Here is a 25783-nt window from a genome sequence, read left to right on the forward strand (position 1 = left end):
GCGAAGGAGCGCCTGAGTCGAGATGACCGTTGCGATCGAGATGGGACAGACGACCGCAGGCGCCCCGGCGAAGCTGGATCTTGAGGAGTTGCTCGCGACGCGCCTTTTGGTGCAGGGCAATTCAGGCTCCGGCAAGTCGCATCTGTTGCGGCGCCTGCTGGAGCAGAGCGCGCCCTGGGTGCAGCAGACCATCATCGATCCCGAGGGCGACTTCGTTTCGCTGGGCGACCGTTACGGCCATCTGGTGATCGATGCCGAGCAGCATACCGAGCGCGGCCTGCAGGCGGCCGGCGAGCGGGCGCGCATGCATCGCGTCTCCACCGTGCTCAATCTCGAAGGGCTCGACGCCGAGAACCAGATGCGGCGTGCCGCCGCCTTCCTCGGCGGGCTGTTCGAGGTCGCCCGTGACCACTGGTACCCGATGCTGGTGGTGGTGGATGAGGCGCAGCTGTTCGCGCCAGCGGTGGCCGGAGAGGTGTCGGACGAAGCGCGAAAGCTCTCGCTCGGCGCCATGACCAATTTGATGTGTCGTGGCCGCAAGCGCGGGCTGGCCGGCATCATTGCCACCCAGCGCCTGGCCAAGCTCGCCAAGAACGTCGCAGCCGAGGCGTCCAATTTTCTCATGGGCCGCACCTTCCTCGATATCGACATGGCGCGTGCCGCCGATCTTTTGGGCATGGAGAGACGCCAGGCGGAAGCGTTCCGTGATCTGGAACGCGGGCAGTTCATGGCGCTCGGTCCGGCGCTGTCGCGCCGTCCGCTGGGGCTGCGCATCGGCCCGACCGACACCAGCCCGCGCAACGGCACGCCGCGGCTCATGGCAATGCCGGAATCCGCGCTGGAAGATGCACGCGCGATCATCCTGGCGGCGCCGCCCCCCGAGACGGTGCGCACGCCGCGCCGCCCGGCGTCGCCGGACCTGCTCGACCAGCTGATGGCGGCCAAATCGGCGGCACTGGAAATGCGCCCCGAGCCGGCGGAGCCACAAATCAGCGCCGAGGATCTGGCCGAGCGTCGTGAGCGCGTCGACCGTGTGCTGCGCGCCATCCTGGCGCAGCCCGATGCGGGTTTTCGCGTGATCGGGGTGCTCTATCAGGAATTCGTGGTCCGCTGCCGCATAGAAGGCCTCGCGTCGGTTGTGCCGGACCTGCCGGAGTTCCGCCGCATGCTGACGCGCGCCCGTGCCGGCCTTGGTTCCGAGACGACGCAGGATGACGCGTGGCGGGACGTTTCTGTCCGCGCGTCGCTGCTGCCCGACGACATGCAGGGCGTGTTCATGATGATCGCCCGTGCGGCGAAAGAGGGCTGGCCGTGCCCGAGCGACGCCGCGATCGCCCGCGCCTACGGCTCGCACTCGCTGCGCCGCGCCCGGCGCCTCTTGACCTATATCGAGGAGCAGGGGCTCATCGTCTGCCAACTCGACGGGACAGGCCGGCGCACCGTGACGCTGGTCGAATTGGCCTGGGCCACCGCACCGGGAGATCCGAATGCCGAGGAGGTGGAGCAGGGGAGCCTGGCGCTGTGAGGCGGCGCGGGTGCTTTGAGCGAATGGGGCGATAGGCTTTTTCAGTCACCGTCATCGCGGCCAATTTTTGACGGCAACGGTGAAATCGCCGACGCCGAAATGCGCCGTGCAGGGCGCATGCGTTTCGATGGCGCTCACCGGTTCGCCCCGATCACCCACTGTTCCTGGTCGACGAGCGTGCCGGTCATCGGCCCGGCAGCATCCGAAAGCAGGAAGACTGCGAGGTTGGCGATGTCGCTCGTCGAGAACAGGCGGCCGAAGGGTTGCGAGGCGTTCGCGGCATCGAGCCAGCCCGGCCCGTTGCCCAGCGTGTCGGCCTGCATGGCACGTTCGGCCGGCGTGTCGGTCCAGCCGACATTGATGCCGTTGACGCGGATGCGATCGAAGCGATGGGCGTTGGCGGCGTTCTTGGTCAGCGTGGCCAGCGCGCCCTTGCTGGCGGAATAGACGGCGAGCTCCGGCGAGCCGCAATGGGCGTTGATCGACAGGATGTTGACGATGGCGCCGCCCTGACCGCGCTTCTTCATGTCGGCGATGGCCGCCTGCATGAGGAAGAACGGCGCCCGCGCGTTAACGGCGAACAGCGAGGCCCAGCCGTCGAGATCGGCATCGAGGAACGAGGCCCGGTCGGTCAGCCCTGCGGCGTTGACCAGCGCATCGATGCGGCCGAAGCGCTCGATGCACGCTTGCGCCAAAAGGGCAGGGGCGGCCGGGTCGGCGAGGTCGGTGGCGACGAAGAGCGTTGGTGTGCCAAGCTGCGAAAGCTCCGCCGCCACCGCATCGCCGCGGGCCTTATCACGCCCGGTGACGAGCAGGCCGCCGGCGCCGGAACGCGCCAAGGTCTCGGCGATGGCGCGGCCAATGCCTTGCGTCGAGCCGGTGACCAGCGCCACCTTGCCATTGAGTTGAAGCTCCATTCCTCTTCCCCGCATCGCATCTGGTTTCAGGCTAGCGCGGCACGATCGTTTTACAACATGGAAATTGGAAATTTTGGAGGGGAGGCTGTTGGCTGTCGCTGCGTGAGGCCGGCGAGAGCCTGCCCTAACGCCGCCGCTCCAGGCGAAGCAGGAGCGGAGGCCGTCGCAAAGACCCTAGTGGACCGTGATGATGCCCTCGACGGCCCGCCATTCCGAAGGCTGGATGAGCCGGTGATGAGCAACGCGGACCGAGTGCAGCGGACCGTCGAGTTCGCGCTCCCAATATTGGAGAAAGCCCTTGAGTTCGGGGAAGGCCGGAGCGAGATCATAGTCCTGCCAGACATAGAGCTGAAGCAGGCTCGGATGATCGGGCAGGTGATAGTGGATTTCGGCCGTCGTCAGGCCATAACCTTCCATTTGCAGGCGGAATTCGCTGCTGACCGTATCGGCCATATCTTTCTCCTTCTCTCTCCGTTCAGGCATCCAGCCTGCGACATTTGTATTGAACCTGCCCGATGCCGGGCCGGGACGATCGGTCTGTCGGTCCGTCTTCGAACAACGCCACGAGAAGCTCGGGGGTTCCGAAAATAGCCGCGCCATAACAGTGCGTTGGCGCCCTTTCTGGTCGAATGTAAAAATTTTTTCGCCGGTCTCTTGAAATCGGAAAACGGCAAAACTAGCTCGATATGCGCCGCGATGCCTGACGAAGGGTCCCGGCGTTCCGCACCGGTCCGATATTGCCGGTTCGGTGCGGAGGAACCTCAAAAACCTGTTTGTCCACGAGGAGAACGACATGGCGTTCCGTCCATTGCATGACCGTATTCTGGTCCGCCGCCTTGAAGCCGAGGAGAAGACCTCCGGCGGCATCATCATCCCCGATACCGCAAAAGAAAAACCGCAGGAAGGCGAAGTGCTCGCCGTCGGTCCCGGCGCGCGCGACGACAGCGGCAAGCTTGTCGAACTTGATGTCAAGGTCGGCGACCGCATCCTGTTCGGCAAATGGTCCGGCACCGAAATCAAACTCGACGGCGAGGACCTGCTCATCATGAAGGAAAGCGACGTGATGGGTGTCATCGATAAGATCGTCGAAGTGAAGAAGGCCGCCTGACGGCTTCCTCGTATCCAACCAGTCAACGAATGCTGCCTAGATAGAGGAGTGATCCAATGGCTGCCAAAGAAGTGAAATTCCATACCGAAGCGCGCGAGAAGATGCTGCGCGGCGTCGACATCCTTGCCAATGCGGTGAAGGTGACGCTCGGTCCCAAGGGGCGCAATGTCGTCATCGACAAGTCGTTCGGCGCGCCGCGCATCACCAAGGATGGCGTTACCGTCGCCAAGGAGATCGAACTGGAGGACAAGTTCGAGAATATGGGCGCCCAGATGGTGCGCGAGGTGGCCTCCAAGACAAACGACCTTGCCGGCGACGGCACGACGACCGCAACCGTGCTTGCACAGGCGATCGTCAGGGAAGGGGCCAAGGCGGTTGCCTCGGGCATGAACCCGATGGATCTGAAGCGCGGCATCGACAAGGCGGTCGACGCGGTGGTCGCCGAGCTGAAGACCAATGCCCGCAAGGTCACCCGAAACGACGAGATCGCGCAGGTCGGCACAATCTCCGCCAATGGCGATGCCGAGATCGGCCGTTTCCTCGCCGAGGCGATGGAGAAGGTCGGCAATGAAGGCGTCATTACGGTGGAAGAGGCCAAGACCGCCGAGACCGAACTGGAAGTCGTGGAAGGTATGCAGTTCGACCGCGGCTATCTCTCGCCCTATTTCGTCACCAACCAGGACAAGATGCGCGTCGAACTCGACGAGCCTTTTGTGGTGATCCACGAGAAGAAGCTCTCCAATCTGCAAGCGATGCTGCCCGTGCTCGAAGCCGTGGTGCAGTCGGGCAAGCCGCTCCTAATTATCGCCGAGGATGTGGAAGGCGAGGCGCTTGCCACGCTGGTCGTCAACAAGCTGCGGGGCGGCCTCAAGGTCGCGGCTGTCAAGGCGCCAGGCTTCGGCGACCGCCGCAAGGCCATGCTGGAAGACATCGCCATTCTCACCGGCGGCACCGCGATCTCGGAAGATCTCGGCATCAAGCTGGATAATGTGACGCTGCAGATGCTGGGCCGCGCCAAGAAGGTGGTGATCGAGAAGGAAAACACCACCATCGTCGACGGTGTCGGCCGCAAGGAAGAGATCCAGGGCCGTGTCGCACAGATCAAGGCGCAGATCGAGGAGACCACCTCCGACTACGACCGCGAGAAGCTGCAGGAGCGGCTGGCCAAGCTCGCTGGCGGCGTTGCGGTGATCCGGGTCGGCGGCTCGACCGAGGTCGAGGTCAAGGAGCGTAAGGACCGCGTCGACGATGCGCTGCATGCGACCCGCGCGGCCGTCGAGGAGGGCGTGCTGCCCGGCGGCGGCGTCGCGTTGCTGCGGGCAGCAAAGGCGCTCGATGCCGTGCAGACCGACAATGCGGACCAGAAGACTGGCGTCGACATCGTGCGCCGTGCCATCGAAACGCCGGTCCGGCAGATCGCCGAGAATGCCGGCGCCGAAGGCTCGATCATCGTCGGCAAACTGCGCGAGAAAACCGAATTCGGCTGGGGCTGGAACGCCCAGACCAACGAATTCGGCGATCTCTACGGCCAGGGCGTCATCGACCCGGCCAAGGTGGTGCGCACCGCTCTCCAGGACGCGGCATCGGTCGCAGGCCTGCTGGTGACCACGGAGGCGATGGTGGCCGAGAAGCCGAAGAAGGAAGCCGCCGCCCCGGCAATGCCCGCCGGCGCCGGCATGGACTTTTGAGGTCGCGGCCAATCCGCCCGCTTCCCTGGCGGGGAGCGGGCGTCAGTCGAGAGAGAGTGGAGGTAAAGATGGACGCAATGGCTGGCATCGAATCCGTACCGGCTCCTACGCACCAAGCGAAGGAATTCCTGGCCTATGAAACAGAATGCAGGAACGTGCTGAAGCCGCTGCTGGCAGGGCTGCTCGACATGGCTGAAGCCGCCGGCTGGAATCGGCGAACCGCGGCGTCGGCACTGATGTTCCTCGCAGCACAGCAAGTGTCGGCAACATCCGAGGTATCCGCCGGCAGCGGCTGAACGGAAATCGGCCAGTCCATTCACCTATCCGCGGCGGGCCGTGCTGCCCGGTGTTCGGTCCGCTGCAGGCCCTGAACAATCGAGAGGAGGCACAAGCCATGAATCGCGGGCAATTTGAGGAACCGGTCACACTTCTGGTCGGAATGGGCTTTCCGAGGAAGATCGACAGCGTGATGGAAGCCTATGCACTGCTGCAGGACTGGCCGAGCGCCGGCCGCAACGGCGCCCATGCCGTCGCGCTCAACGCTTGCAAGGCGGGCATCGTCGGCGAGATCGATCCGGAGACGGTGCGGGCCACGCTGATCAGCTTCGCGCGCCGCCACGACATACTGGTGCCTGATATGGTTACGCCGCTCGCGACGGCGGCCGGTGGTGCTGTGCACGAGGTGAACTGACGGATGCGGCGCTTCAACAGCGCTTGCAGACCATGTTCTTGAGATAAGCCAGGCGAACACGGAGACGCCGGAATTCCTTCCCGGGCGGGCGGCATCGTCGTCGGTCAATTGAGCGAACGTGTCAGCAAGACTGACCTGTTCTGCCCGAATAACGCCTCTGAGCGCCGCCTCCCGGTTAAAAAAGTATCATCCGTTGTCTTGAATCGTGGTGGCGCCTGTTGTCATGAGCCGGTACCTTGGCTCTTGAAATGCAGAGCCGAAACCAATTCGGCCGGTTTAGGGAATTGGGCCGAACGCGGCAAATATCCGTGCCGGCCCGGGAGGAAACGGACATGGAACCGGACCTGGAAGTAGTCCAGATACGACGCGGTGAGTCCTTCAAGGCGTGGTCGCATGGCTACCCCTTCCACACGGTGCGTTGGCACTTCCATCCCGAATATGAACTGCATCAGGTGATCTTCACCAACGGCCGCTATTTCGTCGGCGATTTCATCGGCGAGTTCGAGCCGGGCAATCTGGTGCTGACCGGGCCGAACCTGCCGCACAACTGGGTCAGCGACATCCCCAGGGACAGCTCCATCCCGCTGCGCGGCCGCATCATCCAGTTTTCCGAAAGTTTCATCGGCGACGCCATGCATGTGCTGCCGGAGCTGGCGGGGCTTGGCCATCTGCTTGAGGCGTCGCGGCGTGGCGTGCTGTTTTCCAATCGCACCAGCAAGGCGCTGGCGCCGCTGATGGAAGAAATGATGCAGGCGCAGGGCGTGCGCCGCATCGAGCTGTTCATGATGATCGCCGGCCTGCTCAGCCGCGCCCAGGAATTCCAGCTTTTGGCCAGCGCCAGCTATCGGCCCGATCCCTCCGGCTACATGACCGCCGGCATGAACAAGGCGCTCGCCTATATCAGGGAAAACCTGACGCAGCTGTTCGACGAGGCGGATCTCGCCGCCATCGCCGGCCAGTCGACCGGCGCCTTCTCGCGCTCGTTTCGCCGTCACACCGGCATGTCGCTGGTGCAGTATGTCAAACGGCTGCGCATCAATCTCGCCTGCCAGATACTGATGAGCGACGAGCAGGCCTCGATCACCGACATCTGCTACGAGGTCGGCTTCAACAACCTGTCCAATTTCAACCGGCAGTTCCTGGCGGAGAAGGGCATGCCGCCCTCGCGCTTCAGGCGCCTGCTGGCCGACAACATCAACGCGGGCAAAGCCGCTTAACGGAGGAGCCAGGGAGGAACCAAGGGAGGATTTTTCTTTTGCATGACGACGTGAGCCGCGTGGAGCGGTTCACGATAGAGAACGCTTGTCTCGAATTCCTCCGTCGGCGGAGGTTGTCGGCGCGGCTCGAAAGGCCGGCGCCGGGTCCCGGTTCCCAATGCAGTTGGGCGAGGGCGGATGGGTGTCTTCAGACCAAAGCAGTCAACGACCTTCTTACAACCATATCCAAAAACGGAGAAGACCGAATGACCAAACTTTCAATTTCATTAAAGTCCGCTGGGAAGTCCGCCGCCATGGCAGCCCTTGCGCTGTCGCTGCTGGCCGGCACCGCCGCGATCGCCAGGGCCGCCGAAGTCACCGACGCCACCGTCGCCTTCCTGATGCCCGACCAGGCCTCGACCCGCTACGAGCAGCATGATTATCCCGGCTTCGCCGCCGAGATGAAGAAGCTGTGCCCGGGCTGCAAGGTGCTCTACCAGAATGCCGATGCCGACGCCTCGCGCCAGCAGCAGCAGTTCAACTCGGTGATCTCGCAGGGCGCCAAGGCGATCGTGCTCGACCCGGTCGACTCGACCGCCGCCGCCTCGCTGGTCAAGCTGGCGCAGAGCCAGGGCATCAAGGTCATCGCCTACGACCGGCCGATCCCGACTGCGCCGGCCGATTTCTATGTGTCGTTCAACAATGAAGGCATCGGCAAGGCCATCGCCGACTCGCTGGTCGAGCACCTGAAGGCGCTGAAGGTCGATCCGGCCAGCGGCGGTGTGCTGCAGATCAACGGCTCGCCGACCGATGCGGCGGCCGGCCTGATCAAGAAGGGCATCCATGCCGGCCTTGACAACAGCGGCTACAAGATCCTGGCCGAATACGACACGCCGGAATGGGCGCCGCCGAAGGCGCAGCAATGGGCCGGCGGCCAGATCACCCGCTTCGGACCAAAAATCCTCGGCGTCGTCGCCGCCAATGACGGCACCGGTGGCGGCGCCATCGCCGCCTTCAAGGCGGCCGGCGTCGATCCGGTGCCGCCGGTGACCGGCAATGACGCGACGATCGCGGCACTGCAGCTGATCATCGCCGGCGACCAGTACAACACCATCTCCAAGCCGAGCGAGATCGTGGCGGCGGCCGCCGCCAACATCGCCATCAAGCTGCTTTCGGGCGAAACGCCGAAGGCCGAGATGACGCTGTACGACACGCCCTCGCAGCTGTTCACGCCGGCCGTGGTGACGCAGGAAAACCTGAAGGCCGAGATCATCGACAAGAAGATCAACACTGCGGCTGAACTCTGCGTCGATCGTTATGCGGAAGGCTGCAAGAAGCTGGGCATCGGGAACTGACCGCGACCCTTGCCCGCTCCGCTGCCTGGCCGCCCACGCGGTGGCCAGGCAGCGCTCATCCGACATTTTGAACCGGTTTTGAAAGGCTTCCTGGCATGATCGATACCCCGGACGAACCGGTTCCGGCAGGCGAGCTGGTGCTCAGCCTGCGCGGCGTTTCGAAGAATTTCGGCGCCGTTTCAGCGCTCACCGACATCGATCTCGATGTCCATGCTGGGGAGGTGGTGGCGCTGGTCGGCGACAATGGCGCCGGCAAGTCGACACTGGTCAAGATCCTGGCCGGCGTGCATCAGCCGAGCTCAGGCACGATCAGTTTTCGCGGCAAGCAGGTGACGCTTGCAGATCCGAGTGCGGCGCTGACGCTCGGCATAGCCACAGTGTTCCAGGACCTGGCGCTGTGCGAGAACCTCGACATCGTCGCCAACATCTTTCTCGGCCGTGAGCTCAACCCGCTGCGCCTGGACGAGGTGGCGATGGAGGTGCGCGCCTGGACGTTGCTCAACGAGCTTTCGGCGCGCATCCCCAGTGTCCGCGAAGTCGTCGCGTCGCTGTCGGGCGGCCAGCGCCAGACGGTGGCGATCGCCCGCTCGCTGCTGCTCGAACCCAAGCTCATCCTGCTTGACGAGCCGACGGCGGCGCTAGGCGTGGCACAGACGGCGGAAGTGCTCAACCTGATCGAGCGGGTGCGCGACCGCGGCCTCGGCGTCGTCATCATCAGCCACAATATGGAAGACGTGCGCGCCGTCGCCGACCGCATCGTCGTGCTGCGGCTTGGCCGCAACAACGGCATCTTCTCGCCCGACGCCTCGAACCAGGAACTTGTCAGCGCCATCACCGGCGCGTCGAACAATTCGGTGTCACGGCGCGCCGAGCGCAAGCAGTCGCGACAGGATCAAACCACCCTGCAAGATCAAAAAGGGGAGCCACGCCCATGAGCCGTGAAGCCGAACAGGCGGCCTCCGTGCCGCCGCAGCTCGACCGCGCCGATGTGCGCGTCAAGCATGAGGCGGGGCTCGGCGGCGCCATCCGTAGGTTCTTCGACCGGGTCCGCTCGGGCGATCTCGGCTCGCTGCCGGTGATCGTCGGGCTGGTCATCATCTGGACGGTGTTCGCCAGCATCAACCCGATCTTCCTGTCGAGCAGCAATCTGGTCAATCTGCTGTTCGATTGCTCCACCGTCGGCGTCATTGCGCTCGGCATCGTCTGCGTTTTGATGGTCGGCGAGATCGACCTGTCTGTCGGTTCGATCAGCGGCTTTGCCTCGGCGATGGTCGGCACGCTGTGGGTCAATCAGGGCTGGCCGGTGGCGCTCGCCATCCTCGCCGCTGTGGCCGTCGGCGGCTTCATCGGCGCGCTCTATGCGCTGCTGTTCAACCGGCTCGGCATGCCGAGTTTCGTTTCGACGCTTGCCGGCCTGCTGGCGGTGCTCGGCCTGCAGCTCTATATCCTCGGCTCGACCGGCTCGATCAATCTGCCCTATGGCTCGAACCTGGTGAATTTCGGCCAGCTGCTGATGATGCCGAAATTTGTTTCGTTCGCTCTGGCGGCCGTGCCCGGCATCGTCATGCTGGTCACCGGCCTGCGCACCGTCGCGCGCCGCCGCGCCGCCAATCTGTCGGCGCCGTCGACCGGCGGGCTCATCACGCGGGCGATCGTCATCACGGTCATTCTCGAACTCATCGTCTTCTATCTCAACCAGGCGCGCGGCATTCCGTGGATGTTCGGCCTGTTCGTCGGCCTGGTCATATCAATGCACTACGCGCTGACGCGGACGAAATGGGGCCGCTCGATGTCGGCGGTCGGCGGTAACCGCGAGGCGGCAAGGCGCGCCGGCATCAATGTGCGACTGATCTATTCGAGCGCCTTCGTGCTGTGCTCGATGCTGGCCGCTTTCGGCGGCGTGCTGTCGGCGGCCCGCCTTGCCTCGGCCAGCCAGCAGGCCGGCACCGGCGACGTGAACCTTAACGCCATCGCGGCGGCGGTCATTGGCGGCACCAGCCTGTTCGGCGGCCGCGGCAGCGCCTATTCGGCACTGCTCGGCATCATCGTCATCCAGTCGATCGCCAGCGGCCTGACGCTGCTCGATCTGTCCTCGTCGCTTCGGTACATGATCACCGGCGCCGTGCTTGCCATCGCAGTTATCGTCGACTCGCTGGCACGCCGCTCGCGTGTTTCCCATGGCCGGGCCTGAACCCATCAACAGGAAGCAAGACATGAGCGAAGAACTGTCCGGAAAAGTTGCCGCCGTCACCGGCGCGGCATCAGGCATCGGCCTCGAATGCGCCAGGCATATGCTGGCGGCGGGCGCCACCGTGGTGCTGGTCGACCGCGCCGAAGCGACGCTGACCAAACTGTGCGCCGAGCTTGGCCCCAAGGCGATCCCGCTGGTGATCGACCTGATGCAGCCGGCAAGCGTCGCCACCATGATGCCGCAAATCCTGGAGAAGGCCGGCCAGCTTGACATCTTCCACGCCAATGCCGGCGCCTATGTCGGCGGCGAGGTGGCGACTGGCGATCCCGACGTCTGGGACCGGATGCTCAACCTCAACATCAATGCCTGCTTCCGCTCGATCCAGGCGGTGCTGCCCCACATGATCGAACGCAAGACCGGCGACATCATCGTCACCAGTTCGATCGCCGGACTGGTGCCGGTAGTGTGGGAGCCGATCTACACGGCCTCCAAGCACGCCGTGCAGGCCTTCGTCCACACGGTGCGCCGGCAGGTCGCCAAGCACGGCCTGCGCGTCGGCGCCGTGGCGCCCGGCCCGGTGGTGACGGCGCTGGTCAGCGATTGGCCAAAGGCGAAGCTCGAGGAAGAACTCGCCGCCGGCGGCCTGATGCAGCCGCGCGAGGTGGCAGAGGCGGTCATGTTCATGCTGACCCGGCCGCGCAACGTGACGATCCGGGATCTGGTGATTTTGCCGCAGAGCAATGATTTGTGAGGCAGTAGGGAATGGGCAATAGGCAATAGGGAAGATGTAGACACAGTCTTACAGGCCCCGCTCAAAAGTGCTTCGCGCGTCCTATCCTACTAACTAATCGCTTACTGCCTACTGCCTATCCCCTATTCCCTGAACCGGAGGTTCCTCATGCCCCATTATCTCGGCATCGATGTCGGCACCGGCAGCGCGCGGGCCGGGGTGTTCGACCACACCGGCACCTTGCTCGCCTCGGCCAAGCGGGACATCGAGGTCTGGCGCGAGGCCGGCGACATTGTCGAGCAGTCGAGCAACGACATCTGGCGGGCGGTGTGCGCGGCCACGCGGGAAGCGGTCGCTCAATCGGGCGTGGCAGCTGAGGCCATCGCCGGCATCGGGTTCGACGCCACTTGTTCGCTGGTGGTGCTGGGCGAGGGCGGCGTGCCGCTGCCGGTAAGCAAGTCCGGCAATTCGGAACGCAACATCATCGTCTGGATGGATCACCGCGCGGTCGAGCAGACGCGCCGCATCAACCGCAGCGGCGAGGCGGTGCTGAACTATGTCGGCGGCGTCATCTCGCCGGAAATGGAAACGCCGAAACTCCTTTGGCTAGCGGAAAACCTGCCCGACACGTTCAACGCCGCCTGGCAGTTCATGGACCTCGCCGATTTCCTCACCTGGCGCGCGAGCGGCAGCCTTGCCCGCTCGGTCTGCACGGTGACTTGCAAATGGACCTATCTGGCGCATGAAAGCCGCTGGGACGAGGCCTATTTCCGCACCATCGGACTAGGGAGCCTGGCCGACGAGGGGTTCGCGCGCATCGGCACGCAGATCGTGCCGGCGGGTGCCGCACTTGGCGGCGGGCTGACCGCGCAGGCGGCTGCGGACCTTGGCCTGCGCCCCGGCACGGCCGTGGCGGCGGGGCTGATCGACGCGCATGCCGGCGGTGTCGGCACGGTCGGCGCGCGCGGCGCGTTCGGCAGCGTTCTGTCGCGCATGGCCTATGTCTTCGGCACCTCGGCCTGCACCATGTCGTCGACCGCCGAGCCGGCCTTCGTCGACGGCGTCTGGGGTCCGTATTTCTCGGCCATGGTGCCGGGCCTGTGGCTGAACGAGGGCGGCCAATCTGCGGCGGGTGCGGCCATCGACCATCTAGTGCGCATGCATCCGGCGGCCGGCGAAGCGACCGCCAAGGCGCAGGCCGAGGGGCTCAGCCTCAGCGCCTGGCTGTCGCTGCAGGCGCAGAGCCGCAACGGGGCAGCGGCGACGCCGGCCTTGGTCGGCGGCATCCATGTCGTGCCGGAATTCCTTGGCAACCGCGCGCCTTTCGCCGACCCGGACGCACGCGCGCTGATCGCCGGGCTCGATCTCGACACCAGCCTCGACAGCCTGGTCGGGCTCTATGTCGCCGGGGTCTGCGGGCTGGGCTATGGCGCGCGCCAGATCGTGCGGGCCGAGCATGACAAAGGCATTGCCGTCGACACCATCGTCATCAGTGGCGGCGCCGGGCAAAGTCCGCTGGTGCGCCAGCTGCTTGCCGACACGACAGGCATGGTGGTGGTGGCGTCGACTTCGCCGGAACCGGTGCTGCTCGGCTCGGCGATGCTGGGCGCCGTCGCCGCCGGGACCTACAAGGATGTGGCGGCGGCAATGGCCGGCATGTCGGAACTCGGCGAGGTCTATCATCCCGACGCTACGCTGGCCGGCTGGCACGCGAAGCGCTTCGCGGCGTTCGAGCTGCTGCAGCAGGCCGGCAGGGCCATCCGAGGCTGAAGCGAGCGGCTCCTGTCGGGCTCTGTCAGGAGCGTGGCGAACACCGCTTGGCGATGATGCCGGAAGCTGGCAGCTTTGTTCTGTCGTAGACCCTCCTGCGGCTTGCGACGAGGGCAGGGCGACAGGATCAGGAGGCCCCAATGGCTGACGAGAAAGCGCCCGTGCCATTCGCATCGGATGAGGTGCCGTGGACGGAATGGTCCGATGTGCCGCGCTTCGGCGTGCGCTATCGGCATTTGTCGCTGGCCGCGCTTGGCGAAAACTACCATGTCGGCGTGGCGATCGAGGAGTTGCCGGCGGGCAAGCAGACTTCGCCGGCGCATTACCATATTTTCGAGGAAGAGCATGTCTTCATCCTCGAGGGGATGCTTACCGCGCATGTCGGCGACGCCGCCTACGCCATGAAGGCCGGCGACTACATCTGCTTTCCGGCAGGTGCAGCGGCGGGGCATTGCCTCATCAACACCAGCGACGCACCCTGCCGCTACGTCCTCGTCGGCGAGCGCAACCCGAACGACGTTGTCGTCTACACCGCCTCCAACAAGGTGCTGGTGCGCGCCTTGGGCAGCCGTGCGATCTTCGATCTCGCGGCGACCCGAACCTACTGGGACGGTGAGAGCACCGGCCTCGCCGCCGGCGATCCGTTGCCGTCGGATGTGACGGCCGGTGTCACCAAGGCCCCGGCCGCGCCGATCCCGCCGGTCGCCAGCGATGCTGTCGAGTGGAAACAGGAAGGCGAGGGGGCGCGGTTCGGTGGTCGGTCCAAACACCTCACCTGTGCCGCCTTGGGACGGCCCGACTACCATGTCGGCGTGCTGATCGAGGCGCCGGCCCCCGGCATGCGCCTGGCGCCCAGGCACTACCATATGCTGGAAGAAGAGCATGCGCTGATCCTGGAAGGGCAGGTGACGCTGCTGCTTGGCGAGGAGCGCCACGAGATGAAGGCCGGCGATTATGTCTGCTTTCCCGCCGGCCTGGCGGTCGGGCATTCCTTCCTCAACAGCGGTACGGAACCGTGCCGCTATCTGATGATCGGCGAGAAAAACCCCAACGAGGTCTGCGTCTATCCCGATTCCAACAAGATGGCGGTCGACGCCTTGCGCCGGCGCGACGGCATTTTCGATATGGCCGGGGTTAGGCGGTATTGGGATGGCGAAGCGTAGAACTGAAAGTGTCGATATCCGACTCAAATAGCCGCGCTCTGAACGCGAGAACCGTTCGGAGATAGGCGTTGTTGCCACCCTACCTGGGTGACGCTAGTCTGGTTCGGGCACTTCAACGGGGGAGTTGGCGGGGATGCTCCTGCCATTCTTGCGATGGCCTTCACGCTATCACCGCCGCCTTGGCAGGCTGAGATGGGTGGCTTTGTTCGCGCCGTTCATTCTGTTGTCGGGCTATATCGTCTATGGCTTCGTCGGCATTCGGTTTGATACGCCTCTCTCGGTGCTGAGGCACCTTGCCGCGTTCCCGAACTGCACGGCCGCCCGCAGGGGCGAACCTGGCTATTGGCCGACTCACGATGCCGACCATGACGGCATAGCCTGCGAGCCCTGGCACGGGGCAAGCCGACGACACGGGGCAAGCTCCACTGGCGTTCGGGTCCATCGTTACTCGCGTACCGGCCCATAGCCTTTGCCTTGGCTTCACAGCTCCTTCTCCGCCAGTTCCCTGAATTCATCCGGCACCGAGCGCGCCGCTTCCAGTGCCACCGTGCCGTAGCCGACCGCCTGTTTGCCGAAGCGCTCGCGGATCTTGTCGATGGCGCGGTCGGCGTCGAAGCGTGCCAGGCCTTTCCTGGTACCGGGCCGGCGTTTCTCATCGGCGAGGCCGAGCGGCAGTTCGAGTTGCAGCTCGAAGCTTTCCTCGAGGTGCGAGACCGAGATCGCCAGCAGCGAGATCGTTTTGTCATGCGGGTGGTCGGCGAGCACGCCGCGCACCAGGTCGCCGGCGATCTCGGCCAGGATGGTTGTCGCCGAGATCGGCTGGTCAAGCGTGATCGATCGTGTGACTGCGCTGAGATCGGCAAAGCGCACACGCACGGTCACCGTGCGGCCGGGCCGTGCCTTGGCGCGCAGGCGGCTGGCGACGCGGTCGGCCAGATGCAGCAGAGTGGGCACGATGACCCGTGCTACGGCAGGCTTCTCTCCGAGTGCCGATTGTGCGCCGGCGGAATGCGCGCGGCGCTTCGTCTCCAGTTTGCGCGGGTCACGGTTCCAGGACAATGCGGCCAGCTTTTCGCCGGCGGCGGGGCCGAGCAGCCGCGTCAGCGCGCCGCTGCGCGTCCTGGCCAGCTGGCCGATGGTCTCGACGCCGATTTCCGCCAGCCGCGCTTTGGTCGCCGAGCCGACGCCCCACATCAGCCCGACCGGCAGGTCGTGCAGGAAAGCGAGCTCGCTGCCGGGTTCGACGACCACCAGCCCATCGGGTTTTGCCACCTGCGAGGCGATCTTGGCCAGATGCTTGGTGCGGGCGACGCCGATCGAGATCGGCAGGCCGAGTTCGGCGCGTACCCGGCTGCGGATCGTCGTGGCGATCTCCTGTGGGGAGCCGAACAGATGCGTGCAGCCGGCAACGTCGGCAAAGGCCTCGTCGATGGAGATGCGCTCGACCAATGGCGTAAAATCGTCGAGCACCTTGATCGCCGCGTCGCCTAGCCGCTGGTAATGGCTGAAATTGCCACCGACGAAGATCAGATGCGGGCAGAGTTCGCGCGCCTTGCGCCCGGGCATGCCGCCGCGCACGCCGAAGGCGCGGGCCTCGTAGGAAGCGGCGAGCACGACACCGCCGCCCACCGCGATCGGCTTGCCGCGCAGCGACGGATCGAGCAACTGCTCGACCGAGGCGTAGAAAGCGTCGAGATCGGCATGCAGGATGGTGGCTGTCGTTTCCATCCCGACCGCACATCCGCAGTTGCTGATAGATTGGAACAAATAAAGAACAAAGATGGATCATTGTCAAGGAGGGGCGATTTGTGCGGCAACAGCCATGCCGGTTCCGCCTGAACGCAACCGCCTAGACAATATGCTCCGCTCGCAGCGCCGCTTTCATCCTTTCCAGCGCCGCTTCGCCGCCTGCCGCCAGTTCGTCGGCAATCCTGGCCAGCTTATCGTCGGCCTTGCGGTGCTTGCTGCCCCAGGCGCCGAGCGTCGCCAGCACCGGCAAGAGGTCGATGCCTGCTTCGGTCAGCCGGTAGACGGTTCTCAAGCCATGCGTCGGGTCGTCGCTTCGGGTGAGGATGCCCTCCTCCTGAAGCGTTTGCAGTCGCTCGGCCAGCGTGCGCGAGGAGATGCCTTCGTCGGATTGCAGGAATTCGCGAAAGTGCTTTTTCCCGGCGAAGACCATGTCGCGGACGATGAGCAGCGTCCAGCGGTCGCCGATCAGTTCGAGTGACAGGTTGATCGGGCAGCCGGACTTTTCGCGCGTCGACATCTATGGTTCCATTTTTAAATCACTTTACTATTGACATCATTTTGGCCTTGCGTCAACGGTTCCAAATGTAAACTGTTTTGCGATGGCCCTGAGGAGAATGACGGTGAAAAAGCTGGTCCTGCAGATGCAGATGTCGGTCGACGGCTTTGTCGGCGCCAATGAGGACCATTCCTGGCAGCTCTGGGAGTGGGGTGACGAGAGCGCCTGGGACGGTGCGCTGAAGCAGGACTTTAACGCCGTCTTCGCAGGCATCGATACCATCCTGCTCAGCCGCAAGATGGCGCAGGAGGGCTATCTCACCCATTGGGGCAATGCGGCGAAGAAGTTTCCGCGCGATCCGTTCTACGCCTTTGCGCAGCGCATCGTCGACTCCCGCAAGGTGGTGCTCAGCAACAAGCTCAGGCAATCGGCCTCGGAGCCGGCTTGGGAGCGCACCAGTGTGGTCAGCGGCGACCTGCCGCGCGAAGTCAATGCGCTGAAAGCGGGCGAGGGCGGCGACATGGCGGTGTTCGGCGGCGCCGGTTTCGCGTCGGCGCTGATTGCGGCCGGGCTGGTCGACGAGTTCCAGCTTTTCATCAACCCGGCGGTGCTGGGTGCGGGCCGCCGGATTTTTGATCAGGGCGGTTTTAGGAACCTGTGGCTACTCGGCTCGAAGGCCTATGCCTGTGGCATGGTGGTCAGCCGCTATGCGCCGGCGGGGTGAGGGGGACCTCCATCTTCTCCCTGGTCACTTCGCATCGTGAAAAATGATCCCGACCGTGTGGCGCATGCCTGAGCGCAACCGGCTGACGCCATGGCGCAGGTTGACCCGGTAATTGCCTTTGGTGCCCTGCACCGGCCGGTTGTGGACGGCGAAGACAACGGCGTCGCCCTGGCGCAGCGACACCACTTCGACCCGGCTCTGCATGCGCGGGCGCTGCTCGGTCAGGGCGAACTCGCCGCCGCTGAAATCCCGGCCCGGTTCGGAGAGCAGGATCGCCACCTGCAGCGGAAAGGCGAGGTCGCCATAGAGATCCTGGTGGAGGCAGTTGAAGTCGCCAGGCACATATTGCAGCAGCAGCGGCGTCGGCCGTGACTGGCCGGCGGCATGGCACTGATCGAGAAACGCGGCGTGCGTCGCGGGATAACGCATGGCCTGCCCCATGCGCTCGTTCCACCGATTGGCGACCTCGGCCAGCCTGGGGTAGAGCGCGCTGCGCAGGCCACCCAGGAGGTCGGGCAAGGGATAGCGGAAATAGCGGTACTCGCCCTTGCCGAAGCCGTGCCTGGCCATATGGATGTGGCTGCGGAAATATTTCTCATCCGAATAGAGGTCGGCGATCCGCCGGCACTCCTCGGGCGACAACAGCTTTTCGATCACGGCACAGCCGAAGCCGTCGAGTTCGGCGGCAAGGGCCGGCCAGTCGTAACCGGCGACGCGTGTCTCGGCGGCTTCGATCACCGATCTGGCAATTTTGGCATGGGCATTCATATCGTAGCCTCCTTGTCGAGCAGGGCGCGTTTGCGTTCGACACCCCAGCGGTAACCGGCCAGTGAGCCGTCGGCGCGGACGACACGGTGGCAGGGAATGCCCAGCGCGATTGCGTTGGCCGCACAGGCCGTCGCCACAGCGCGGGCGCCGTTCGGCTGGCCGAGACGCCGGGCGAGCGCGGTGTAGGTGATGGTGGCGCCGCACGGGATGCTGCGCAGCACATCCCAAACCTGTTGCTGGAATGGCGTGCCGTGGCGCATGTCGAGCGGCAGGTCGAGGCCGACGCCGGGCATTTGGATGAAGCGCGCGATTGTCGCGAGATCGTCGCGCAGTGCGGCCTCGTCCTCGACCAGTATCTTGTCGGGGAAGCAATGGCCAAGGTCCCGCTCCAGCGCGCCGGCGTCCGAGCCGATCAGGATGGCGCAGACGCCGATCTGGCTGCGCGCTGCCAGGACGTCGCCGATTGCGGATTCACCGATGGCGTAGCTTATGGTGTCGAAGGCATTGGGGACGCTCGCCGGTGGCGCCATTTGGGTTTGCATGAGGTTCATTGCGTTTACTCCTTTGTCTGTGCGTGAACCCTACAGAGACGGCTTCTCGCGCTCACTCCGGTGCTTGCTTTCAAATTCGAATTTCGAAGGTAGGTGCTCTACGGCGCCCCCCCTCTGCCGGACAGAGGGGGGCGCCGTAGAGCACTGACTTGAACCGTTTTACGCGACACGAGTAACAGCGACCTCGCCGAGCAAAAACACCTCACCCGTCAACAACCGCAGCTCGATCTCGCCGGCCGCGGTGCGGCTCCATTCGGCTCTGCCGTGATCGACCATCTCGCCAATGGCCGCCATCACCAGTAACTTCGAGCCTTCGGCGCGCCGGCTGCCGACAGCTTGGGTCCGGCTGGTCGCATCGGTGGTGGGAGACCTTGCCATCGCGCGCATTGCCGGTCCTGGTCAGGCCCGAATTGACCGGTTGGCATTGTCGGACGCCGCCTCACGCTCCAGCAGTGCGCGCTTGCGCTCAACGCCCCAGGCGTAGCCGGACAGGGCGCCATCCCTGCGGATCACGCGGTGGCAGGGAATGGCGACGGCATGATTGTTGGCGGCGCAGGCGGCGGCGATGGCGCGGGTTGCCTTCGGCGCACCGATGCGCTGCGCGATCTCGGCATAGGAAACCGTGCGGCCGGCGGGGATGTCGCGCAAGGCCTGCCAGACGCGCCGCTGGAACGCGGTGCCGCGCACGTCGAGCGGCAAATCGAGGCCCAGCGCCGGAGCCTCGACGAAACCGACGACGCGGGCGACCAGCGCCTCGTAGTCGCGGTCGCCGCCGATCAGCCGCGCCCTGGGGAAACGGTCCTGCAGGTCGCGCACAAGCGCGTCGGGATCGTCGCCGAGCAGGATCGAGGCGACGCCCTTTTGACTGGACGCGACCAGGATGGCGCCGAGCGAAGTCTCGCCGACGGCGAAGCGGATCTCTTCATCAGCGCCGCCGGCGCGATAGCGCGTCGGCGTCATGCCGAGCATCCCGGTGGATTTCTCGTAAAAACGTCCGCTTGAATTGAAACCGGCATCGTAGATCGCCGTCGTCACGCTTGCGCCGTCTTCCAGGCCCTGGCGACCCGGGCGGCGCGGTGCGCGGCGGCATAGTCCTTCGGTGTCAGCCCGGTGGCCGCCTTGAAGATACGATGGAAATAACCGGCGCTACGGCCGGCGGCATCAGCCAGCTCAGCGAGCGACGGTTCTTCCTCGCTCTGCTCGATCCTGCGGCAGGCATCGGCGACCATCGCGGCATTACCGGCCTCGAGCGATGGGCCATCCGGGTTGCAGCGCCGGCACGGGCGAAAGCCGGTTGTCCTGGCCTGATCGAGCGTGCCGTGCAGTTGCACATTTTTCGGATTGGCGCGCCGCGACGGGCAGGAAGGCCGGCAATAGACGCCGGTCGTCGCCACCGAATACCAGAATGCGCCGTCGGCCGACTTGTCGCGCGCAACGATACGCGCCCAGCGCGGATCGTCGGCGATTTGCGGCGGCGCGGATTTCAGATTTTTCGCCAGGGTGATGAACATGGCCGGCATTGAAGCCGCCAAAAGCCGGCCTCGCCACCCGTTTCCTGCCAAGAGCCCCACTCTCCTAAGCCGCGCGTTTGGGCTCCACCGCGAACGGGCTGAGCCCGAGCCAGGTCTGCATCTTCCTGCCAATGGCCTGGTCGCCGGTCAGGGCAACCTTGGCGCCGGCCTTCTCGACGGTCAGCAGTCCCATCCAGATCGCCGTCATGGTGTGCAGATCGGTCGAGACGTAAAGGTCGACGTCGAAACCCGGATCGTACCAGCACAGATCGACCTCGCCGTGCTTCTCGACGATCAGCCACCATGACCGTTTGGACGCCGGCAGGTCCTGATACAGAAATTGTATCACCGTGCGTCCCTCGGGCAGCGGCGAGGGGTTCAAATTGCGCCGCATGTCCCACATCAGCAATGACGGATCGAGGTTCTTGAGCGACAGCCGGGACTCGACCCATTTCTGCCCCCAGAAGCCCATCGCCTCGACGACTGGGCGCAAATCGCGGCCGGCCTCCGTCAGCCGATAATCGAAGATCCCCTTCTCGCCCCGGACCTCCCCGCGCTCGACGATCCCGGCGATCTCAAGCTCCTTCAGCCGTTGCGACAGAAGGGTTGGCGACATTTTGGGGACACCGCGGCGCAGGTCGTTGAAGCGGGTCGAACCCGCCACCAATTCGCGCATCAGCACCATCGTCCAGCGGGTGCACAGCACCTCCGCGGCCATCGATAGCGGGCAGAATTGCTTGTATCCGTGCTGGTTCATGATTGCGCCTCTCCCTCCAACCTGGCCGAACATTAGGCCTTCATGAATGAAGCGGCCAGTACGGAAACTGTACTGCCCCAGTACAGATCGCGGACTGGTTGGCGAGCGCCTTGCCATGCGAGCCCTTTGGCCGGTTGCACGGGATACCCTGTGCGCCGCAACCAGGAGACTACCATGACCGCTTACGTTATCGCAGACATCAAGATAAACGACCCGCAATGGGTGCCGGCCTACGCCGCATCGGTGCACGACCTCGTCCACAAGCATGGCGGCAGATATCTGTCGCGCAGCGGTAATGTGAAGACGCTTGAAGGCAAGCCGCTCGACACCACGCTGATCGCCCTGATGGCGTTCCCGTCGGAAGCGGCGGCCCGCGCCTTCGCCAACGATCCGGCCTATGCGCCCTTCGTTTCGGCCCGTCGGGGCGGTAGCGACAGCCGTTTCCAGATGATCGACAACACCGATCTGGCTGGAACGATCCCGTATCTGCCGAAGGGATGATCCTTCCCGGTAGTCGTCACATCGATTTCGGGATCTCCAAGCAACAACAGTCACAGCGCTTGCCCGCCGGGCCTCCGTATTTTCGGCGGCCGGCCAGCTGGGCTTTTTCAAGAAGAATGGAATGAAGATGATATCGAACTTTCACAATAAGCTTGCCATGGCCGGGGCCATGCTGGCTGTCTGCACCACCTTCGCACAGGCGCATCAGGAAGCCGCCGCGCCGGTGGCCGGCCTCAATCCGCTGGCCGACAAGGTGCGGGCCGCCAACAGCCGGTTTCTCGACGTCAAGGCCGCTACATCAGAGGGCTATGCGCCCATTCCCTGCGCCAGCGGCATCACCGGTGGCGCCATGGGCATCCACTATGTCAACGGCGGATATCTGAAGGACGACAAGATCGATATCGCCCGGCCTGAGGCCGTGATGTACGAGCCGATGGCCGACGGCACGCTGCAACTGGTGGCGGTCGAATACATCACCTCGAAGGGGCCGGCGTCGCTGGACGGACAGCTGTTCAATTTCAACAGCGCGCCCAACCGCTATGGCCTGGGCGAATTCTACGAACTGCATGTCTGGGCCTGGAGGGGCAACCCGACCGGCACTTTCGCCGACATGAACCCGAAAGTGTCATGCGAACACACGATGGCGCCGAGCCAGTAAGCAATGAAGCCAGGCGGCGTCAATGCCGCCTGGTCGCCCTCCGCGACAGTTGGCAGCTCCGGCCCAGCGGCCGCTTTCGGCGAGGAAAAGCCGGGGAGGTGCGTGCCGCTGGCGCTCCTCGCGGCGTCAGGCAGGTACGGTCTTTATGCCGCTTGATCCGGGATCGCCAATCCCACCTCGGCGGTATCCCGGCTCGCTTGCGGCGGCAAGACGAGGCGTCCCGTCACATACCAGAGCAGGGACACGACAAGGATCGAGAGATAGCCATCCACGGCATAGTGCCAGCCGGTGTAAACCGAACCGAACAGGATGAAGGCCGCGAAGGACCAGCCGGCGGTTGCCCACCGGCGGCCGAATCGGGTCAGGAAGAATGCGTTGAGCGTGGCGATCGCAACATGCATGCTGGGCATGGCCGAGATGCCGCCGCCGAGTTCCGGGCGGCCACTCTGGTAGGCTGTAAACAGATAATCGGCGTACAGATGGACCGACGCGCCGTAGCCCTTCTGCGCCAGGGCGGCCTGCAGCGCGACAAACCGGTCGCCGCCGTAGATTTGGTCGTGGAATATCGGGCCGGCGGACGACAGCAGGGTCGCAAGAACGGTGCCGCACAGCATCGTGGTCAGCGCAAATGCCCATAGGTAGCGCAAACGCCCGACCGGATTGTTCCAGAAGGCGACGAAGAGCACGGCGCCGAACCATTGCAGAAGCCAGCCATAACCATAGCCGGCGAAAATGACGACCGACACCGGTTCGGAAACGATGCTGTGCGCCCATGTCCAGGGATCGGCGCCATGCAGCCGAAGATCGAGGTCCGCCAGGGCGCGGTCGGCGTAGAACGGCACCATGTCCGGGATGGCGACCTTCAAGGTGGTGAATGCGGTGACGCCGAGAAAGAACAAGAAGATGACGGGTGCGGCTGCAAGCCAGCGGTGCCTGAGTACGCCGAGGATGAACCTCGTCGGCGCATGCCGGGCAAATGCCAGCCCCGCCACACCAAGGCCCGCCGCCAGAAGCGCGGGCAGGAAAAAGGCGAACGGCTTGGCATAGGATTGCGCCAGATGCAGGTAGCGGTCCGGCTGCAGGCAAACAGCGGTCACGGCATAGGTCAGACACAAGGCAACCAGCAGCCAGCCGCTCCTGGTTGTCGCGATGTCGAGGTCAAGGATGGCAGCTGGGCGGCGATTGTTGCCGTGCTGACCTGTGTGCTCACTCATCGAAGGACATCCCGCCAGTTGTCCAGAAAAATAATTGGATTATTTCGCAGGCGATATATTACCATCAGGTTACACTTGTGTGCGAATAGATCTCCAAATATTAGACCGATAGATGCCTGTTGGCAAAGAGTCTGTTTACGAAAGCGTTGCGCCGCCCTCTTTGTCTCTGCATGGGCTCATCGGCGCCGCCGATGATCCGGGATCATCGGATTGGCCGATGACCTGGAGCCATGACTAGGAAGATCCGGCCGATGCGAAACTCCGGTTCTTGCCGGCCAATCGAAGAGCAGAGGCGGCAGGCGGGGAGCCAACAAAGCAGCCCGCCATCGCCGCGGTAACTGTTTCTTCTCTGGTTTTGCCGCAGATTGCCCCGCGGTGGAGCAGGCGAAGCAGACGATGGCGCGTCAGGGCAAGAAAAGTCGCAATGGAACGTTCTGGGCCAAGGCCCTGGAGCGCGCCCATCTTGGCGTCTGGGACTGGGATCTTGTGACCGGCGACTGCTTCTATTCCGCGACCTGGGCGCGGATGCTGGGCTACGATGAGAGCGAACTTGCCGACACCAGCGACCTGTGGCTGCAACTGACCCATCCTGACGACCGCGAGCGGGCGCTGGCCAGCGGCGACCGCCACATTGCCGGCCTGACCGACACCATCGAGACCGAATTGCGGCTGAAGCACAAGCAGGGACACTGGGTGTGGGTGCTCGATCGCGGCGGCGTCGTCGAGCGCGACGCGATGGGAAAGCCGCTCAGGCTGATGGGTGTGCAGACCGACATCTCCAAGCAGAAAGCCGCAGAAGCCGAACTCGAGCAGGTCAATGTGCGCTTCCGCCTGGCGCTCGCCGCCAGCGGTACCGGCATCTGGCACCACGACCTCGCCACCGGCAAAAGCTATTGGGACGAACGCACCAGGGAGATTTTCGGACTTGTCTCCGACACCGCCGAAGTCGAGCGCGACCACTGGTTCGGCTATCTGCATCCGGACGACAAGGAGGCCGCGTCGCGCACACATCTGGTGCCGCTCGAAACGGACAAGGTCACCGCGGTGCAATACCGCATCGTCCGACGCGACGGAGAGGTCCGGCACATAGAATCCCTGCTGCGTTTCATCGCCGACCCGCAAATCCCGGACCGCCGGCTGGCGGGGCAGATCCTGGGCACGGTGCGCGACATCACCGAAGACAAGCAGCGTGAGCAGGAACTTGCCTATGCGGCCCGCCACGATGCGCTCACCGGTCTCTGGAACCGTGCCGCGTTCGACCGGCTGCTGGCCGATCATATCGCGGCCGCGCAGCGGCTGCCGCTCTCCGTGTTCTATGTCGATCTCGACTACTTCAAGGCGCTCAATGATTTTGCCGGCCACGCGGCCGGCGACCTGGCACTGAAAAGCGTTGCCCAAGGCATTCTGGGCTGCCTTCCCCCGACGGCGCATGCCGCGCGCCTGGGCGGTGACGAGTTCGCGCTGCTGATGCCCAATTGCGATACGGCGCAGGCCGGGCGGCTGGCCGACGCGGTACTTGCAGCGGTTCGCGATGCCGAACTAGGATCGACGGCCACGTCGCGCAAGCTGGCGGCCTCGATCGGCATCGCTTTCGTCGATGATGCAAACACGACGGTGGCCGACGCGCTGGCCTGCGCCGACGACGCCTGCTACGCGGCCAAGGCCGCCGGGCGAAACCGATTTGCCGTCTTCTCCACCGATACGGCATCGGGTTCGGGTGGCCTCAACGCGGCGCGCGTCGTCGCCGATACGGTCGATGCCATGGAAGACGGGAGGCTGAAGCTGTTTGGCCAGGAAATCCATCGGCTGGGCCGTCCCTGGCTGGAAAGCCGCCATGTCGAAGTGTTGGCCAGGCTCGCCGCCCGCAACGGCCGGCTGGTGCCACCCGGCGAGTTCATTCCGGTGGCCGAGCGGTTCGGCATCGCGTCGCGGCTCGACCGCTGGATCATCCGCACCGCGCTGTCGCGGCATGGTGCCGCCTTGCGTTCGGGGGCGTTGACGCTTGGCTTCAATCTGTCGGCGCAGACGCTGAGCGACCCGCAGCTTTGGGACTTCGTGGACAACGTCATAGAAGAAACCGGGGCGCCGCATTCGGGCATCGGCTTCGAGATCACCGAAACCGCCGCCGTCACCAATTTCGACGCCGCCGAACAGTTTGTGCGCAAGGCGCGCGAGCGGCGCTGCCGAGTCAGCCTCGATGATTTCGGCGCTGGTATGAGCTCGTTCGAATATCTCCGGCGGTTCCCCGTCGACGCGATCAAGATCGACGGTTCCTTCATCGAGCACATCACGCAAAGCCGTTTCGACCGCGAGATCGTGCTGGCCATCACCAGCATCGCCCGCAGCCTCGGCTGTGACGTGGTCGGCGAGAAGATCGAACGGCAGGACACGCTGGCCATGTTGAGCGACATGGGCGTCGCCTTCGGCCAGGGATTTTTGCTGCACCGGCCGGAGCCGCTGGAGCGGATTGTCGTGCGTGCGACCAAGGGAGCGGCGGCCCGCAAGGCATCGTGATCCGGG

Annotated in this window: 26 protein-coding genes and 1 pseudogene; 17 read left to right on the plus strand and 10 right to left on the minus strand. The window is 64.6% G+C overall.

The features are described from left to right. Nucleotides 1–22: 22 nt before the first annotated feature. Nucleotides 23–1525 (plus strand): helicase HerA domain-containing protein, encoded by a 1503-nt coding sequence (locus NKI99_RS13865; protein ID WP_127297074.1) that lies wholly within the window; start codon nt 23–25, stop codon nt 1523–1525. A 134-nt stretch (nt 1526–1659) separates the two neighbouring features. Here NKI99_RS13865 and NKI99_RS13870 read toward each other — a convergent pair whose 3' ends face one another. Both NKI99_RS13870 and NKI99_RS13875 read right to left on the minus strand, forming a co-directional pair. Beyond that, entirely contained in the window at nt 1660–2442 is a 783-nt protein-coding gene (locus NKI99_RS13870) for an SDR family oxidoreductase (RefSeq protein WP_128305760.1), read from the minus strand. Nucleotides 2443–2616: 174 nt separating this feature from the next. After that, nucleotides 2617–2895, minus strand: coding sequence for an usg protein (locus NKI99_RS13875; RefSeq protein ID WP_127809820.1), 279 nt, complete (start codon nt 2893–2895; stop codon nt 2617–2619). A gap of 340 nt (nt 2896–3235) precedes the next feature. On the opposite strand from NKI99_RS13875, the gene groES reads away from it, so the two are divergent. The 12 genes from groES to NKI99_RS13935 all read left to right on the plus strand — a co-directional run bounded on the left by groES (nt 3236) and on the right by NKI99_RS13935 (nt 14800). Further along, nucleotides 3236–3550, plus strand: a complete 315-nt coding sequence (gene groES, locus NKI99_RS13880) for a co-chaperone GroES (RefSeq protein ID WP_127297072.1) — start codon at nt 3236–3238, stop codon at nt 3548–3550. A gap of 56 nt (nt 3551–3606) precedes the next feature. Next, on the plus strand, nt 3607–5238 hold the full coding sequence (gene groL, locus NKI99_RS13885; RefSeq protein WP_352554552.1) for a chaperonin GroEL: 1632 nt from the start codon (nt 3607–3609) through the stop codon (nt 5236–5238). Between the two features lie 77 nt (nt 5239–5315). Continuing rightward, complete coding sequence (locus NKI99_RS13890) at nt 5316–5534, plus strand: hypothetical protein (RefSeq protein ID WP_023814433.1); 219 nt, start codon at nt 5316–5318, stop codon at nt 5532–5534. 98 nt (nt 5535–5632) lie between these two features. Next, entirely contained in the window at nt 5633–5929 is a 297-nt protein-coding gene (locus NKI99_RS13895; RefSeq protein ID WP_031214038.1) for a DUF982 domain-containing protein, read from the plus strand. Nucleotides 5930–6261: 332 nt separating this feature from the next. Continuing rightward, entirely contained in the window at nt 6262–7146 is an 885-nt protein-coding gene (locus NKI99_RS13900; RefSeq protein ID WP_109660775.1) for an AraC family transcriptional regulator, read from the plus strand. 245 nt (nt 7147–7391) lie between these two features. After that, nucleotides 7392–8480, plus strand: coding sequence for an ABC transporter substrate-binding protein (locus NKI99_RS13905; RefSeq protein WP_352554551.1), 1089 nt, complete (start codon nt 7392–7394; stop codon nt 8478–8480). A 95-nt stretch (nt 8481–8575) separates the two neighbouring features. Beyond that, nucleotides 8576–9415, plus strand: coding sequence for an ATP-binding cassette domain-containing protein (locus NKI99_RS13910; RefSeq protein ID WP_352554550.1), 840 nt, complete (start codon nt 8576–8578; stop codon nt 9413–9415). Beyond that, complete coding sequence (locus NKI99_RS13915; RefSeq protein WP_352611155.1) at nt 9412–10671, plus strand: sugar ABC transporter permease; 1260 nt, start codon at nt 9412–9414, stop codon at nt 10669–10671. Before NKI99_RS13910 ends, NKI99_RS13915 begins: the two co-directional genes overlap by 4 nt. Nucleotides 10672–10693: 22 nt before the next feature. Then, the gene (locus NKI99_RS13920; protein ID WP_352611157.1) at nt 10694–11422 is read left to right on the plus strand and encodes an SDR family oxidoreductase; all 729 of its coding nucleotides are present in this window, start codon (nt 10694–10696) and stop codon (nt 11420–11422) included. 147 nt (nt 11423–11569) lie between these two features. Next, nucleotides 11570–13171, plus strand: coding sequence for an FGGY-family carbohydrate kinase (locus NKI99_RS13925; RefSeq protein ID WP_352611159.1), 1602 nt, complete (start codon nt 11570–11572; stop codon nt 13169–13171). Nucleotides 13172–13311: 140 nt separating this feature from the next. Continuing rightward, entirely contained in the window at nt 13312–14334 is a 1023-nt protein-coding gene (locus NKI99_RS13930) for a cupin domain-containing protein (RefSeq protein WP_352611161.1), read from the plus strand. A gap of 133 nt (nt 14335–14467) precedes the next feature. Further along, a complete protein-coding gene (locus NKI99_RS13935) occupies nt 14468–14800 on the plus strand; it encodes an excalibur calcium-binding domain-containing protein (RefSeq protein WP_128305750.1) in 333 nt (110 codons plus the stop codon). 14 nt (nt 14801–14814) lie between these two features. Here NKI99_RS13935 and dinB read toward each other — a convergent pair whose 3' ends face one another. Together dinB and NKI99_RS13945 are read right to left on the minus strand one after the other, a co-directional pair. Then, nucleotides 14815–16062, minus strand: coding sequence for a DNA polymerase IV (gene dinB / locus NKI99_RS13940; protein ID WP_352611163.1), 1248 nt, complete (start codon nt 16060–16062; stop codon nt 14815–14817). Nucleotides 16063–16183: 121 nt separating this feature from the next. Then, nucleotides 16184–16600, minus strand: a complete 417-nt coding sequence (locus NKI99_RS13945; RefSeq protein ID WP_023813870.1) for a winged helix-turn-helix transcriptional regulator — start codon at nt 16598–16600, stop codon at nt 16184–16186. A gap of 103 nt (nt 16601–16703) precedes the next feature. Between NKI99_RS13945 and NKI99_RS13950 the strand changes: the two genes are divergently transcribed. Beyond that, the gene (locus NKI99_RS13950; protein WP_352611165.1) at nt 16704–17303 is read left to right on the plus strand and encodes a dihydrofolate reductase family protein; all 600 of its coding nucleotides are present in this window, start codon (nt 16704–16706) and stop codon (nt 17301–17303) included. Nucleotides 17304–17327: 24 nt separating this feature from the next. Here NKI99_RS13950 and NKI99_RS13955 read toward each other — a convergent pair whose 3' ends face one another. The 5 genes and pseudogenes from NKI99_RS13955 to NKI99_RS13975 form a co-directional block, all read right to left on the minus strand. Beyond that, nucleotides 17328–18071 carry a 2OG-Fe(II) oxygenase gene (locus NKI99_RS13955; protein ID WP_023813869.1) on the minus strand — a complete coding sequence of 248 codons (744 nt, stop codon included), beginning with the start codon at nt 18069–18071 and terminating at the stop codon, nt 17328–17330. Continuing rightward, nucleotides 18068–18622, minus strand: a complete 555-nt coding sequence (locus tag NKI99_RS13960) for a methylated-DNA--[protein]-cysteine S-methyltransferase (RefSeq protein ID WP_352611167.1) — start codon at nt 18620–18622, stop codon at nt 18068–18070. Before NKI99_RS13960 ends, NKI99_RS13955 begins: the two co-directional genes overlap by 4 nt. Before the next feature lie 159 nt (nt 18623–18781). Continuing rightward, entirely contained in the window at nt 18782–19009 is a 228-nt protein-coding gene (locus NKI99_RS13965) for a hypothetical protein (protein WP_352611169.1), read from the minus strand. Between the two features lie 12 nt (nt 19010–19021). Then, a pseudogene (gene ada / locus NKI99_RS13970) lies at nt 19022–20133 on the minus strand (bifunctional DNA-binding transcriptional regulator/O6-methylguanine-DNA methyltransferase Ada). A 64-nt stretch (nt 20134–20197) separates the two neighbouring features. Further along, entirely contained in the window at nt 20198–20890 is a 693-nt protein-coding gene (locus NKI99_RS13975; RefSeq protein ID WP_127297522.1) for a winged helix-turn-helix transcriptional regulator, read from the minus strand. Between the two features lie 174 nt (nt 20891–21064). Between NKI99_RS13975 and NKI99_RS13980 the strand changes: the two genes are divergently transcribed. Together NKI99_RS13980 and NKI99_RS13985 are read left to right on the plus strand one after the other, a co-directional pair. Then, nucleotides 21065–21391 carry a DUF1330 domain-containing protein gene (locus tag NKI99_RS13980; protein WP_352611171.1) on the plus strand — a complete coding sequence of 109 codons (327 nt, stop codon included), beginning with the start codon at nt 21065–21067 and terminating at the stop codon, nt 21389–21391. A gap of 157 nt (nt 21392–21548) precedes the next feature. Next, entirely contained in the window at nt 21549–22049 is a 501-nt protein-coding gene (locus tag NKI99_RS13985) for a hypothetical protein (protein ID WP_502895816.1), read from the plus strand. Between the two features lie 143 nt (nt 22050–22192). Here the strand turns inward: NKI99_RS13985 and NKI99_RS13990 are convergent, their stop codons facing one another. Further along, complete coding sequence (locus NKI99_RS13990; protein ID WP_352611173.1) at nt 22193–23263, minus strand: phosphatase PAP2 family protein; 1071 nt, start codon at nt 23261–23263, stop codon at nt 22193–22195. A gap of 396 nt (nt 23264–23659) precedes the next feature. Between NKI99_RS13990 and NKI99_RS13995 the strand changes: the two genes are divergently transcribed. Then, nucleotides 23660–25777 carry an EAL domain-containing protein gene (locus NKI99_RS13995; RefSeq protein ID WP_352611174.1) on the plus strand — a complete coding sequence of 706 codons (2118 nt, stop codon included), beginning with the start codon at nt 23660–23662 and terminating at the stop codon, nt 25775–25777. Nucleotides 25778–25783 lie beyond the last annotated feature (6 nt).

Origin of the sequence: Mesorhizobium sp. M0239 (assembly GCF_040321815.1) — a bacterium.
In the GTDB taxonomy this organism is placed as follows: Bacteria; Pseudomonadota; Alphaproteobacteria; order Rhizobiales; family Rhizobiaceae; genus Mesorhizobium.